Annotated in this window: 12 protein-coding genes; 4 read left to right on the top strand and 8 right to left on the bottom strand. The window is 48.5% G+C overall.

Annotation, left to right across the window (positions count from 1 at the left end; genetic code table 11):
* Window positions 1-12: 12 nt before the first annotated feature.
* Together Q0541_RS08635 and Q0541_RS08640 are read left to right on the top strand one after the other, a co-directional pair.
* Window positions 13-1599 carry a GMC family oxidoreductase N-terminal domain-containing protein gene (locus Q0541_RS08635; protein WP_298908289.1) on the top strand — a complete coding sequence of 529 codons (1587 nt, stop codon included), beginning with the start codon at window positions 13-15 and terminating at the stop codon, window positions 1597-1599.
* Between the two features lie 454 nt (window positions 1600-2053).
* On the top strand, window positions 2054-2707 hold the full coding sequence (locus tag Q0541_RS08640) for a hypothetical protein (RefSeq protein ID WP_298908292.1): 654 nt from the start codon (window positions 2054-2056) through the stop codon (window positions 2705-2707).
* A gap of 634 nt (window positions 2708-3341) precedes the next feature.
* Here Q0541_RS08640 and Q0541_RS08645 read toward each other — a convergent pair.
* The 3 genes from Q0541_RS08645 to Q0541_RS08655 all read right to left on the bottom strand — a co-directional run bounded on the left by Q0541_RS08645 (window position 3342) and on the right by Q0541_RS08655 (window position 5560).
* Window positions 3342-3809, bottom strand: coding sequence for a nuclear transport factor 2 family protein (locus Q0541_RS08645; protein WP_298908295.1), 468 nt, complete (start codon window positions 3807-3809; stop codon window positions 3342-3344).
* A gap of 111 nt (window positions 3810-3920) precedes the next feature.
* The gene (locus tag Q0541_RS08650) at window positions 3921-4286 is read right to left on the bottom strand and encodes an NAD-dependent epimerase/dehydratase family protein (protein ID WP_298908297.1); all 366 of its coding nucleotides are present in this window, start codon (window positions 4284-4286) and stop codon (window positions 3921-3923) included.
* 101 nt (window positions 4287-4387) lie between these two features.
* Complete coding sequence (locus Q0541_RS08655; RefSeq protein WP_298908299.1) at window positions 4388-5560, bottom strand: alpha/beta hydrolase; 1173 nt, start codon at window positions 5558-5560, stop codon at window positions 4388-4390.
* Between Q0541_RS08655 and Q0541_RS08660 the strand changes: the two genes are divergently transcribed.
* On the top strand, window positions 5547-5822 hold the full coding sequence (locus Q0541_RS08660) for a hypothetical protein (protein ID WP_298908301.1): 276 nt from the start codon (window positions 5547-5549) through the stop codon (window positions 5820-5822). The two genes, Q0541_RS08655 and Q0541_RS08660, sit on opposite strands and share 14 nt — an antisense overlap.
* Before the next feature lie 53 nt (window positions 5823-5875).
* Here Q0541_RS08660 and Q0541_RS08665 read toward each other — a convergent pair whose 3' ends face one another.
* From Q0541_RS08665 to Q0541_RS08685, 5 genes are all read right to left on the bottom strand, one after another.
* Entirely contained in the window at window positions 5876-6850 is a 975-nt protein-coding gene (locus Q0541_RS08665; RefSeq protein ID WP_298908303.1) for an alpha/beta hydrolase, read from the bottom strand.
* A 22-nt stretch (window positions 6851-6872) separates the two neighbouring features.
* Window positions 6873-8393 (bottom strand): aldehyde dehydrogenase family protein, encoded by a 1521-nt coding sequence (locus Q0541_RS08670; protein ID WP_298908306.1) that lies wholly within the window; start codon window positions 8391-8393, stop codon window positions 6873-6875.
* Between the two features lie 317 nt (window positions 8394-8710).
* Window positions 8711-9655, bottom strand: a complete 945-nt coding sequence (locus tag Q0541_RS08675) for an NADP-dependent oxidoreductase (protein ID WP_298908308.1) — start codon at window positions 9653-9655, stop codon at window positions 8711-8713.
* Between the two features lie 165 nt (window positions 9656-9820).
* Window positions 9821-11134 carry a hypothetical protein gene (locus Q0541_RS08680; RefSeq protein ID WP_298908310.1) on the bottom strand — a complete coding sequence of 438 codons (1314 nt, stop codon included), beginning with the start codon at window positions 11132-11134 and terminating at the stop codon, window positions 9821-9823.
* Between the two features lie 155 nt (window positions 11135-11289).
* The gene (locus Q0541_RS08685; RefSeq protein WP_298908313.1) at window positions 11290-11778 is read right to left on the bottom strand and encodes a nuclear transport factor 2 family protein; all 489 of its coding nucleotides are present in this window, start codon (window positions 11776-11778) and stop codon (window positions 11290-11292) included.
* 231 nt (window positions 11779-12009) lie between these two features.
* Here Q0541_RS08685 and Q0541_RS08690 point away from each other — a divergent pair, with 231 nt between their 5' ends.
* Window positions 12010-12915, top strand: a complete 906-nt coding sequence (locus tag Q0541_RS08690; RefSeq protein ID WP_298908316.1) for a LysR family transcriptional regulator — start codon at window positions 12010-12012, stop codon at window positions 12913-12915.
* The last annotated feature ends 625 nt before the right edge of the window (window positions 12916-13540 follow it).

A 13540-nucleotide genomic window follows, 5' to 3' on the forward strand; every position in this document is an offset into this window, starting at 1 on the left:
AGCGAGGATGTCATGACTCAATATGACTATATTGTGATTGGTGCTGGTTCGGCAGGCTGCGTTGTCGCCAACCGGATGACACAAGATAGTGAAACAACTGTGTTATTACTCGAAGCTGGCAATCCAGATACTAAACCTGAGATTCAAATCCCGTTAGAATCCCCCAACCTACCTCGCTCGGAACTGGACTGGAAATATTTCTCCGAACCAGAACCGTACCTGAATAACCGCAAAATCTTTTGTCCCCGTGGCAAAGTCTTGGGTGGCAGCAGTTCGATTAATTCCATGATTTATATCCGGGGCAATGATCACGATTATGACCACTGGCAGTCATTGGGGAATCCTGGTTGGAGTTACCAAGATGTATTGCCCTATTTCAAGAAATCTGAGAACCAGCAACGCGGTGCCGACGCATACCACGGGGTTGATGGTGAGTTGAGCGTCACCGATATTCAACCCCCTACTGTAGCATCGCAACGATTTGTAGAAGCAGCCGTGGCAATCGGATATAAGCACAATCCTGACTTCAATGGAATACAGCAATCAGGTGCGGGAATTTATCAGTTAACGGTCAAGGATGGTAAACGTCACAGTGCTGCTGCTGCATTCTTGCTGCCAATTCTCCAGCGTCCTAATTTAACAATAACAACAGGAGCGTTAGTGACTCGGTTATTGTTTGAGGGAACCCGCACCATTGGGGTGGAATATATGCACGAGGGAAGGCTGCACCAAGCCAGGGTTAACAAAGAAGTGATTTTAAGTGCTGGTGCATTCGATTCGCCCAAGCTGCTGATGCTTTCCGGCATTGGTGATGCAGAACAACTGCAAAAATTGGGGATTCCTGTCGTCGTTGATTTGCCAGGTGTCGGTCAAAACCTCCAAGACCACTCTCTGGTTCCTGTGGCACACCAGATAATTACCAGTCCTGTGGCACAGGAGGTAATTGCTGGGTTAGACCCGGCAATTAGCAGTAATGGTAACGCTGAAGCCGGATTATTTTTGCATACCGAAGGTAATCTGGATGCCACGCCAGATTTACAGTTTTTCTTCGGTCCCATTCTGTGGATATCTCCTGGCAAAACCCTCTCTGGTTTGGGATTCACTGTTACAGTCAGTTTGACTCATCCCCAAAATATTGGCAGTGTCAGTTTGCTCTCGCCTGACCCCAAAGACCCACCGATTATTCGGATCAACTTTCTGCAAAGTCAATCTGATGTGCAAAAGCTAGTTGAAGGGATTAAAATAATGCGTAAATTATTTAATACAAGTGCCTTTGATCAGTTTCGAGGTGAGGAAATCAGTCCCGGTGCTGAGGTGATTAGCGATGAAGCACTCGAAGCTTACATCCGGGAATTTTGCGTTACGGGGTATCATCCTGTCGGCACCTGCAAAATGGGAACTGACCCAATGGCGGTTGTCGATCCCGAACTCCGGGTACGCGGTGTTACGGGGTTGCGGGTTGTTGATGCATCGATCATGCCAACTCTGGTCGGGGGCAATACGAATGCGCCCACGATTATGATCAGCGAGAAAGGAGCCGATTTAATTAAAGCCGCAGGTGGCGTTTCATCGCAAGTAGCTTCCGCAATGGCAAACTAACTCGCTGGCGCGATCGCCTGGAGATAAGATGAGACTGTATTAACTACAGCTTCAACATTCATAACCACAACTGAAGCTGTATTAACTACAGCTTCAGCATTTATAACCACAGCTTAAGCTGTATTAACTCCCGCTTCAAGTTTACTTATAACATCATGAGTATTTATAAGTAATGCTTAATCCGTATTAACTACCGCTTCAAGTTTACTTATAACATTATGAGCATTTGTAACCACAGCTTAAGTTGTATGAACTACCGTTTCAAGTTTACTTATAAAAAGTTGAGTGTTCCGAATGTATTGTCTTAAAAGTGGTAAGCCGATACAGCGAAGTAGGGGGTATATGCTCGTGCGATCGCTCTCAAGTAAAATAGCGAGTTTTCTATTTTTTCTTAAACTTGCATAAAGCTTATAACAATCTCTGATAAGTCAGAAATTAATATTAGGGGTTTTAGGTGATAAAAATTAATATGCGATCGCATAGTATATTTCTTGGTTCGGTAGTTTTCTGTTTACTCAGTATCGGTGTGAATACAACAAAAGCAAACGCCCAGACGATTTATCCATTTGACGTAGTATATGACACGGAAGTTACTCTCACACCTATCCCATCGACCGACGTATCTAAAGCATTTGTCTCAGGTTTCAATTCTGATGCTCCGTACGGTCTGAGTAATTTTTCTAGCATAAACAACTACAGCCGAATTGACCCCAATACTGGTAATCTCGTATTTGTTCAAGACGCAACAAAATTTGGTTTACAAGGCTTGCCAATCGGCAGAGATGAGTTTTTCGGCAGTGGCGATGACAAATTATTTGGCAGGAGTAGCGCTACTGCTGCATTTGACTTTATTAACCGTAAATTAGTCGGTTCTGGTACTATAACTATCACTGGTGGTGCAGGTAGGTTCAGTGGTGCTACAGGGATATTTAACTTTAGTGAAATTGAGTCACTCAATGTTGATCCAACTGCTCTGTTAAGAGGTCAAGCTTTTTTGAGTGGTTCTTTCCAGACACCACAGCAAATTCCAGAACCAAGAACGGGAGCAACACTATTCGGTATATGTGTAATTGGGATTAGTTCGATATTGCGTCGGCGTTACCTTTGAGCTACTAGACAGTAGTGCGTAAGTTCTAGTTATGTAAGAGTAATCCAAGTAAAAAAATGCCCAATTGTCATTGCAAGAGCGAAGCGGAATGATATCGTGTTCGGTGAAAGACTTATCATTAAGACCGCAGTTCTTGCTGGGGGCAGGGAGCAGAGAGAAAGAGGGTTTTCCGGTTTCTGCATAGATTACAGGAATTATAACTAATAGACCTCTTGCAAAAATAAATTATGGTACAATAATGGGTTATCAAAATTTGCTTTCTATCTCTATCAAACATCCCAATGAGGTAACAAAAGTTCTCTCTATAGATTCTGATATGGATTTTTTATAAAACCCCTAATCATACCATAAAACTTTTTTGCAAGAGGTCTAATTAACCGGACATGATATGAAGCAATCTCTTCGTCTTACCGTGCTTGACAATAAGCGCTTGTGTTAAAGAGCTATTACCAGGGTCTGCAATTAGACAAGCAATATTTGAGCTAAAAATAACGAACTACGAGTCACCAAACGCCGCCCCAAAGCTTACCCTTTTATGACCAAACCCAGGCACGCATTACGCTCTTCAATTGCAGACTGTTTAAACCACAGATTTTTTAGCTTTTCAAGCGTGCCATTCACCTGGGACACCTTGCTACGGCACTGATACTTCGCTGCCGTCTGGGTTGCTCTGGAATGTCCAGGTACCACCCGATCGGAAGGTCGAACCTGTGCCAAAGGTGTCCTCCATGTATTGCATGTAGGTGACCAAGCCGTTCTTGACCTTCGCAAAGAAGACAAAGGGAGAGGTAAACTTTTTATCGAGTTTCACCGAGTGGGTGGTGAAGGTGCCGAAGAGCGCTACGTTCTCGCCTTCGCCAAAGGCATCTTGAACCTCTAAGTCTTCAATCATCCAAAAGGTGTTGAGCTCCTGGAAAACTTTGAGGACACTGGCCGGACCATCTTTATGCGTGCCTGCCCAAGGCATAAGCTTTTTTAGGTCGGGATTATCATAGGTGAGTGATACGTAGATGGCACCGGGGGAGACAAGCCGATTGACGACCTCAGGCTTGGTGGCACCTTTGAGGAGTTCCTGCACGATTTTAACGTTGGTGTTTGACATGGGTGTGTTTGTTTTCAGTTACAGTTGGTTTCCAGTAGTGAGAGTTCTGCGGCGGGTTAGTGCCTTCTGAGTACATCAAGGTGTCGATGTTCTCTACTGCCGTCAGATCGTTCATGTAAGTAGTAACGTCTGAGGAGACGAGCCGATTTCAAGCTCGACTATTGAGCATGGTGCCGCATCTAGCGCGTCTACCAGGTTACGAAGCATCGCACCGTTGACATCGCAGTTCTCTTGCTCGGTAGCTTGGCGGGGCCACGTACAGAAAAAAACATGCGTTATACCGATTTTTGCCAGCGCTTCCTTCAGTTTGTCGCGCTCGAGCAGGTTGACCAAAACAGGAAGGATTCTTTGCTCCATCGATAGGCTACGGGCTAACCCGTATACCGTCCAATCGCTCGTCCTGGCCAGGTGGTTGGCAAGGTTTTTGCCGACAATGCCTGTCGAACCTACAACAAGCGCAATCTGTCTAGTACTCATCTGGATTGCCCTTAATCTATAACTGCTAGGTCTAAAGCGAATTGCTTCATAGGTGACAAAGATATCCCAATAGAGCATTATCTTCTCAACGTCACGATAGTTTAGAGGAGGCGATCTCTTGCGATCCGTCCCGCCGCGTCCGTTCCCGTACTGAAGAACTTGACCAACTGCTGAGTCACGAACTCGGGTTGCTCCATGACGATGAAGTGGCCGCTCCGCTCAACCTTCACGAGCGTGAAGTCGGTGGCATGCTTCCGCACGATCTGGAGCCAGTTATAACCGGTGAACTCGGCGCCCAATCCCAGCACAGGCATCGTCAGCTTTGAATAGGACTTCTGGTCGTTGATGTCCCTCGGCCAGGCCTGATACCAAGCGTGGCCTGCTCGGATGTGGTTCGGGTTGGAGTAGGCGTCCCCGTAGACCGCGAGATCAATCGGTTCGATCTTGGAATTGTCCGCGAGCATGTAGTTGAACAGCCAGGCGATGTATTCGCGCATGCCATCATCGGCGAGCAGCTTCTCATCGAGTCCTCGGACCTGGTGGAATGCGAACCACCACGGATATGGCGGGTGCTCGGCGTCGATCTTGTCGCCGAACTGCCCCTCTTGCGGAAGCATGCTGAAGTCGTACCAACTCTCATCGGGATGGGGCACGTCAAGCAGCGCGAGCTTCGTCGTCGCTTCGGGGTGGTTCGCAGCGAAGCTGAACGCGACCATCGCTCCGATGTCGTGGCCGACCATGTTGACTTTCTGGAACCCCAGTCGGCGGGTCAGATGGAAGACGTCCTCGGCTATCGTCTTCTTGTCATACCCGCCCGCAGGGGCCTCCGAGCTGCCCATGCCGCGGATGTCAACGACCACCACTCTGAAAGTGCCCACTAGGGCAGGCATGATCTTGCGGTAGGCCCACCAGGTCTCCGGGTGGCCTGGGATCAGCACGAGCGGAGCGCCGCTACCACCGATGACGTAGTGCAGCCTGACGCCGTTTACGTCCGCGAACCGGCTCTCGAAGCCGGGGACGCGCTTCACCAGCGCGGCATCCGACGTGTCGAAGCGGCCCTGAGCGATCGGTCGGAGCGGCACCGCGACTTGCTGCGCGTTGGCGACGGGGATCAGGAGCAAGATCGCAGTCGCCAACGCGAGGGAGGCCTTCAGCACGGATCGAAGCAGCTTCGACGTGCCATGCGATCCAAATCGTCCCGTGTCACTCATTTCATTAGGCTTAGTGGCACCTTTGAGGAGTTCCTGCACGATTTCAACGTTGGTGTTTGACATAGGTGCATTCTTTTTTGGTTACAGTTGGTTTGTAGTAGTGAGAATTCTGTGGCGGGTCAGTGCCCACTGGGTAGATCAAGGTGTCGATGTTCTCTATCGCCGTCAGATTGTTCATATAAGTAGTAACGTCCAAGCAGACGAGCCGATTTCAAGCTCGATTAGTGAGCAGGAACGCCAGTACCGAAGAGGTGATTCCGGACGCCGATATCTTCCGCCTTTTTTCGCGCCGCCATCAAAATTAGATGCGCTTCTTCCAGCGTGATCCCGTTCGCCGTCGGAACGGGTTTGTCTTTTCCAAGTGATGTCATTTGTCTTTTATTCACTTTTAATGAATTCAGCCAGTTGAGCGACCACCTCGGCGCTGCATTCTTCCATTAGCCAATGACCGCATTCCGGCAAGATCACAGCCTTGAACTTCTTTTCATCTTGCACAAAACGTGCAGCCATTTGCTTCGGCAATACGTCGTTTACACCCTTAGCACCGCTGATCGACATGGATGGAATTCTAATCAGCTTGTTATTGGACAGCAGAGCTTCGTTCTGTCTGATGGATTCAGAATGAGATGTGTAGTAGCCACTAAAGGCAGCGTGCAAGTTCTCGATCCTCGAATAAGGCTCGATCAGTTCGTCGAGCAACGCGTCAATGAAAATCTCCTTTTTACCTGCGTAGCTTTGTATAAAGTAAGACATAAACAATTTTGGGTCATTCGCTATCAGTTTTTCGGCGATATCACCGAAGCTGAAAAATCCAAAATGCCACCCCAGGCCTGGACCCTTCGGGGTGTAGCCTGGATACGTCCACATCGCCTTGTCCGGAATCGGTGAATCCATAAATACGACCTTTTTTATGTAATCCTGGTTGTTGGCGACCATTGGATAAGAGGCCGTATTAGCCAGATCATGAGAGATGTATATGATTGGCTCTTTCGTCAATTTCTTGATCGCTGTAAATAGATAACCGGAAAGAGCCTCTGCGCTATAACCAGTCTTGGAGGCTTCAGATTGCCCAAGACCGGGCAGATCGATGGCAATGACCTGGTGCGCGCTAGCAAATGCTTTCAGGGCGGGTTCCCACATTTTCCAGGTCGAACCAAAACCGTGGACAAACACGATGGGACTGCCCGATCCGGCGCTGACGTAGTGCAGCTTGATGCCGTTGCTCTCCACGTAGTCACTCTTAAACCCGACTGGATAGGCATATTGTCCGCGACGCTGCTCTTTTACCCTGGCGAGGGCCAGATTCGACACGGCAGCTGGTGTATCTATCGATGGTTTATTAATTCCGTTCATAAAGACTCGGGTTAAAGCTCAACTATTGGACAGAAACGCCAACACCGGGGATCGTTCCTGAGTTGAAGGCGATATGTTTGTACTCCAGGAATTCATCGATCGCTGTCAGACCATTCAGCCTGCCGTTACCGCTGCGCTTGAATCCGCCTTCTTCAAACTCGTCCCAAATGATCGCCCAATCGTTGATCCAGATCGTGCCTGCATCTATCTCGCGGGCGACGCGCAATGGGCGGTCAACATCCCGAGTCCAAATGCTCGCAGCCAAGCCATACTCGCTATCGTTTGCCATCTGCACCGCTTCTGCTTCAGTCTCGAATATCTGCATCGTTAGGACTGGACCGAAGACCTCTTCCTGAACGATCGTCATTTTTGGATCGGTCACTTCCAGCAGGGTCGGACGGTAAAATGCACCGCTGGCGAGTGGACCTTCAACAATTGGCCCGCCGCGTACAAGCACCTTAGCGCCCGCTGCGATCGCGTCCTCCACCATCTTGTCAACACGAGCGACATTCGGCTTATCAATGAGAGGTCCCATATCACTGGACGGATCAGAGGCAGGTCCTGTCTTAACGTTCTCCAGTCGCTGGGTGATAAGCGTGCGAAACCGATCGGCAACAGCACGCTGTACCAACAGACGAGAACCCGTCATGCAGAACTGACCTGCGAAGGTCGTGAGTGCCTTCTCAACCTTTGGTGCAGCCGCCTCCAGATCGGCATCCTCGAAGATAATCATCGGCGTCTTGCCACCAAGTTCGGTCTGAAACAGCTTGAGCGTCGCTGCCCCTGTTGCAGAAATTGCTTTCCCTGTCTTCGTGCTTCCCGTAAAGCTGATCACACGAACATCCTTTGACTCCATCAGAAAAGATGATCCGCCTCTGCCTCTGCTTTCACTAAAGACATTAATCACGCCCTTCGGTAAATCGGCAGCTTCAGCAAGGGTTTTACTAAACAGATAGTTGATCTGTGCTGTATTACCCGGCAATTTAATAACAGTTGTAACACCAGCAGCAAGAGCAGGTGCCAGAGAACGCACAGTCAGGACAAGCGGCGAGTTAAACGGTGCGACGATTCCAGCAACTCCGATTGCAGATCGAGTCACAACCGAAAGGTGTCCGGGTTGGACTTCCATCGCCCGTCCATAATCCGTCAGCACAACCGATGCCCAGTATCGAAATTTGCTGGGAATCATATCGACTTCAAATGCTGCTTCGTCATGGACTTTGCCGTTTTCAAGCGAGAGAATCGCGATCAGTTCATCTCTTTGGGCTTCAAAGCGATCGCCAATTTGATTCAGCACTCGCGCACGAAGTGCCCGATTTTCCTTCCAGTCTAATTCTTGGAACGCCCGCACCGCAGCATTAACCCCCTGAACTGCCTCGTCACGCCCACCATCTGCATAAGTTCCAATCACCTTGCCTGTAGCTGGATCAATGCTATCAGTATGCTTTTTTGAATCAATCCACTCGCCATCAATCCAGTTCAGTGCGGGTGTTCCTAGTTCAATGTTTAGTGCTGAGGATTTCTTATCTGTCGTTACTGCCATAATAGCCGCTCCTTACTTTTCTGCATAACTAAGTTTCTATTCACAGTCGAAGCTCAACGTACTCTTTTTCGATTAGCGGGTAATCTTCAGCCTTGATTGGTTGTGTTGCAGAAATTTTCAAGTGATAAACAAACGGGTCTCGTTCGCATTTTTTAAGCAATAACTCCAAAGATTTCGTTAATGAACTCTGCCTGAGATACACTCTGCGTAGGGACGAAGCATTTGGTTAATAACCCATCGAAATAGAGATTCTTGCCCAAATGCTTCACCCTTGCAGGAAAAAAGTTCGATGAACCAAAGTTTTACAAAAGCCTGCCTCAAGCTGGATGAACGACTTGCAAAACCAGCTTGCCGCGTGGATGTCCGTGCTGGCTAACTTCCTGTGCTTTAGCGGCTTCTGCCAGTTCAAAAACTTGCTCAATAGACGCTTTTATCTGTCCGTCATCAATCAATTGAGCAATCTGCTGGAGCTGGGAATTTGCTCTGAGATTGGCGAAAACAGGAACCGCTTTAATGCCCTGCGGAATGCCTGATTCAGGCACACCAAGTGTCGAAACTAAAACGCCACCGGGACGAATGATTTGCCACGATCGCGCTTGCGTTTCTCCACCAACCAAATCAAGCACCACATCTACATCTTTTAGCTGCTGTTCAAACGGTTGACTCGCATAGTCGATCACCTGATCGGCACCCAGGTTTCTCAGATCATCAAGGTTCGCTGCCGATGCCGTTGCAATGACTCGTGCGCTCTTCCACTTGGCAAGCTGAATTGCATAGCGACCTACTCCACCCGCGCCACCATGAATCAGAACACTCTGCTCTGGCTGGAGATTTGCACCATCAAACAATGCTTGCCATGCGGTCATTGCCACGATTGGGATAGAAGCTGCGTGAATATAGTCGAGCGTTTTCGGCTTCGGGGCGATCGCGTCTGCATAGCCCACTGCATACTCGGCATAGGCTCCCGAAAGCGCCATGTTTGCTGTTCCATAAACCGCTTGTCCTGGTTGCAGTGTGGTGACACCATCGCCCACACTTGCAACAACACCAGCCACATCAGCGCCAGCAATCACGGGCAGCGAATAATCAAAGACTTGTTGGAAAAAGCCTTCACGAATCTTCCAATCGATTGGGTTTACGCCTGCTGCATACACTTGAATGAGGACTTGCCCTGCTTGCGGTTCAGGACGGGGTACTTCGTCGTACTTGAGGTTTTCAGCCCCGCCGTAAGCATGAATTCGGATTGCTTTCATCGTTGCCATTGTGACGTCCTCCTGTGAATAAAATGGATCGGCATTTCATCAATCACTGGCGATCAAAATTTTGAATGTTACCAAGAAAAAGATTCGTAGTCGCTTGGAATGCTGAACTGCGATCGCGCTGTTTCAGCGTTAAACCCTTACTTACCTACTGAGTAATTACAATTCCTACTCTGTTAACGATCCATCGACATATTGCTGACCACCGATCGTAATGAATTCAACTGTGCTGGCTGGAGCAGCGAAATCCAATGAGGTAATTTCCTCTCTTTGAGCCTCGACTCGACCCAGTACAATGATCTCTTTTCCACTTGTGCCCGGTTTGAGACTCAGGGCGTGCGCGTCAAGCTGTACGACCACGCCACGCACCAAACTGTTACCCCTACCACCTTTTGTGATCACGTCCCCCAGCACGAGGATATTGCCAAATGGTTTACTGGTCTGTATCCCGATCGAGCCATTGCCATGAGTGGTAATGCTTTTGAATTCTGCATAAGCCAAGGTTCCATCGTATAGATTGAACCCCCGCGCCCCTTCGCCATAGGTCGCCAGGTCGCCTTGCACAATCAGAGTCTGTAAATCTCCGAAATTCACGAATCCGATTCCACTGGTTCCATGAGATATGATGGACTGCCGAGCAAGCCAAAGACGAACATTGCCCCAGTTATCCAACACCATGTCATTTGTCCCGTAAGTTGTTACAGGACTGTTATTGATCACTTGTTGAGCCTTCACGCCTGAGCCAACGAACACCCCGCCTGAGATCAGATTGCCAGTACCAGCCGGGATATTGCCATTAGTATGGATTTCGCCTGTGGTCAATAATTTAAGGTCAATCATGCCACCAGGAGAACTGGGCGCTGGTCCACTTTGAGGATCGGCGTTTGCAGGAACAGTCATGCCGCCAAAAATAAAGATGCCGCTACCCCTCAACGGCACATCTCGCGTTCCCCCTGAGAGGTTTTCAGCACGCAGTGTCCAGCGACTTTGGGGATCGGTACAGCGGTTGTAGATCGTTAGGGAACCCGGAACGACCTCTACGCCGTAACCAACTGGACGATGCAGCGCTGAGGTGCTGTCGCCGTCATACACTTGAACGTCAGTGAGCACAAGGTCAGCGGTGATCACAATACTAGATTCCAAGTGCAGTCGACCGTAGACGACGAGATGCTGCAACTTGAGTTGTCCAAGGGTAGTCGTTGCCGATTCCAGACTGAGCGTTAATCGGCTCGGATCTGATCGGAGGGTTAGGTTCTGGAGGGTGTTATTTGCCGTGAGCGCTACCCCGTCTGAATCTGGCTTAAAGACCAATTCTGCGTCAGAAGTTGTACCCACCAAACTTGAGCCTTCAAGAAGTGTAAATTTCTCTAAGTCATGAAAGCGACCAGCCACCTCGATTACAACATGTGTACGTTGAACCGCTTCAGCCAGAGAAGCTGCATCCTCAACGACTACATGAGTGCCAACTGTGCTATGTGCCATAAACGACTCCCATCAGTGGTTGAATTTACCTCACTCACAACACAACGGTTTACTTGGTGTTGAACCTTGAGTAGGTTGAGTTTTATGGTTCAACCCAACGCTTCCAAGGACGTTGGGTTTCGCGAAGCTCCACTTAACCTACAAAAGTCTGACTATCAGGACGCTTTGAAGGTGATGTCTGCCTGATCGAGGAAGGGCTGGAACAAGTCTACCGGCCAGTTGGGATCGCTCTTGGAGGTGCGCTCCAGACACTTCCAGACGCCATCGCGACGTTCAAAGATGTCGTCGTAGGTGCCAGTTGAAACGATTCCGACGTGTTCAGCCTTCCAGTACACGAACCATCGCCAGTGCGCTTCGGCTCTGTCACCCGATCCGGAAATTTCAAACGCGCCCATAGAGTGGAACCACTTGTCCATCGGGAAGACGCTGTGCGCGTAGTCGAACATCTGCTTCATGCCCTCAAAACCCTCGAAGGTTGAAGTACGTAGATCGTTGACGTGGAATTTGGCCTCCGGCCAGTAAAGGCGGTTGTAGAGGTCGACCTGCTCGCGTCCCCAACCCTTGTCGATACATCGCTGATGCATGTTCAACTGCTCGAAGATGGTAAAGCGGTCGATCACCGTGAGTTCATTGTTCTGAGACATTGAAATTCTCCTCTACGTTGAAATTCTTGCGGGCGGTCGACGAGTTGATAGTGTTCTAGATTTGTTGTTAAGACTCCTGAAACGTCCAATGCATAAATTCTTCAGTCATAGCTATTTACTTACCTAGCTATTTGATGCTGCCGTCTTCCTCAAATTACATTCATTTCTCATCGTTGTACAAGTATCATTTTGTTGATGCTATGTTTCTTCTTAGGAAACTTTAGAACTACGATGGACACCTTAACGAGCATGAAAGTATTGCTTCAGGTGGTGGAATCGGGAAGTTTTGTGACAGCCGCCGAGCGGCTCAACTTATCCACAGCCATGACCAGCAAGCATGTGATGCATTTGGAACGAAACCTTGGCGCACGTTTGTTGAATCGAACCAGCCGACACTTAAGCCTAACCGAGGCCGGAAGGGTCTATTATGAGCAATGCCGGGAAATGCTTGATAAATTGGAAATGGTGGAGGCAGCGGTGAGGCAATCAGCCGTTGTTGCGCGTGGCGTACTCAAGATCAGCGCCCCAGTTTGGTTTGCTAACCCGTTATTCACTAAAGCCTTAGCGAAGTACCGCTCTCGCTATCCAGACGTTTTGCTAGATCTGAATTTGAATGATCGGTTGGTGGACTTGGTGAAAGAAGGATTTGACTTGGCGTTACGTGTCACCCCTGAGGAACCCAGTTCTTCACTGCTCACGCGACGCATTTGCCCAATTCAACTCATGTTGGTTGGCTCAACTGACTATTTGCAAAGAAATGGATATCCAAAAACTCCCAACGAACTGTCGAAGCATGTAAGCATCAGTTATTACTACTCGCAGTTTGCCGATGAGATACTCTTTGAGGATTCTAACGGGCGGGAGACAGTCAAACTGCCAGTCTCGATCCGCTCCAACAACACTACTATGCTGTATCAGGCAACCTTAGCCGGTATGGGGTTGGCGGTTTTGCCAAAGTGGTTGATTGAAGATGATCTTACCAGCCAACGATTGGAGGTGCTGAAGCTAGACTACACGTTGGCAACCTCATCTCTTTATGCTGTCTATACGAATCAGCGATACCTATCACCCAAAATAAGTACTTTCGTAGATTTTCTAGCTGAACATTTTTCTGGCATCACCGAAAGCTTTGATTAAATTTGTCCTTGAGGATTTGTACTCGTAGTGTCACAGTAATGGTTATAGTGTTGGCTTACTCGTCTCTGAAAGTATTTCATGAAGGAGCTTCGCTCTTTCTACCTACAAAAACTTTTTGGATAACCGTACATCATTCCCCTCTGCTCTGCCGGCGAGCGCCTGACCAATGCCATTACTGCTATACGGGCATTAAAAGCTGTAATTCTTATTCCATATAGCGAGTAGCTTTTCTTAGTGCCATTCGATGCACAATATGGACAGTTCATCCCTTAATTATGCAACGCCTAATTTTTTAAGTTCCTTAAAATAGTTAGTAATTAGATAACACTCGCCAAAAATGAGAAGTAAGCTACATAATTCGTAATTAAATTAGTTTAGGATTTATTTACAACTAATTCAAGACCACCAATTTGACAATTTGGTGAGGCAGCATGGTCTTCTCATATTGGCAGAGGCTAGCGCCTGCCGTAAAATGCCCGTTCGCCGCAAGGCGTCCCGGCAAGAGTTGGGCTGTAAGGGGTTTCACCCATGAGTGACTGCCGTTAGCGTAGCGCTAGCGAGGAACGAGCGTCACACGTGGGGTGTGGTGAAACGCCCGTAAATACAAATTAAGGTCTTCTCTACA

It is taken from the genome of uncultured Nostoc sp., assembly GCF_937863485.1.
In the GTDB taxonomy this organism is placed as follows: Bacteria; Cyanobacteriota; Cyanobacteriia; order Cyanobacteriales; family Nostocaceae; genus Nostoc.

Excerpts from the sequence above, each read along its gene's own strand:
- Q0541_RS08645 (WP_298908295.1), bottom strand. The coding sequence starts at position 3,809 with ATGTCAAACACCAACGTTAAAATCGTGCAGGAACTCCTCAAAGGTGCC.
- Q0541_RS08650 (WP_298908297.1), bottom strand. The coding sequence starts at position 4,286 with ATGAGTACTAGACAGATTGCGCTTGTTGTAGGTTCGACAGGCATTGTC.
- Q0541_RS08655 (WP_298908299.1), bottom strand. The coding sequence starts at position 5,560 with ATGTCAAACACCAACGTTGAAATCGTGCAGGAACTCCTCAAAGGTGCC.
- Q0541_RS08635 (WP_298908289.1), top strand. The coding sequence starts at position 13 with ATGACTCAATATGACTATATTGTGATTGGTGCTGGTTCGGCAGGCTGC.
- Q0541_RS08685 (WP_298908313.1), bottom strand. The coding sequence starts at position 11,778 with ATGTCTCAGAACAATGAACTCACGGTGATCGACCGCTTTACCATCTTC.
- Q0541_RS08680 (WP_298908310.1), bottom strand. The coding sequence starts at position 11,134 with ATGGCACATAGCACAGTTGGCACTCATGTAGTCGTTGAGGATGCAGCT.
- Q0541_RS08675 (WP_298908308.1), bottom strand. The coding sequence starts at position 9,655 with ATGGCAACGATGAAAGCAATCCGAATTCATGCTTACGGCGGGGCTGAA.
- Q0541_RS08690 (WP_298908316.1), top strand. The coding sequence starts at position 12,010 with ATGGACACCTTAACGAGCATGAAAGTATTGCTTCAGGTGGTGGAATCG.
- Q0541_RS08670 (WP_298908306.1), bottom strand. The coding sequence starts at position 8,393 with ATGGCAGTAACGACAGATAAGAAATCCTCAGCACTAAACATTGAACTA.
- Q0541_RS08665 (WP_298908303.1), bottom strand. The coding sequence starts at position 6,850 with ATGAACGGAATTAATAAACCATCGATAGATACACCAGCTGCCGTGTCG.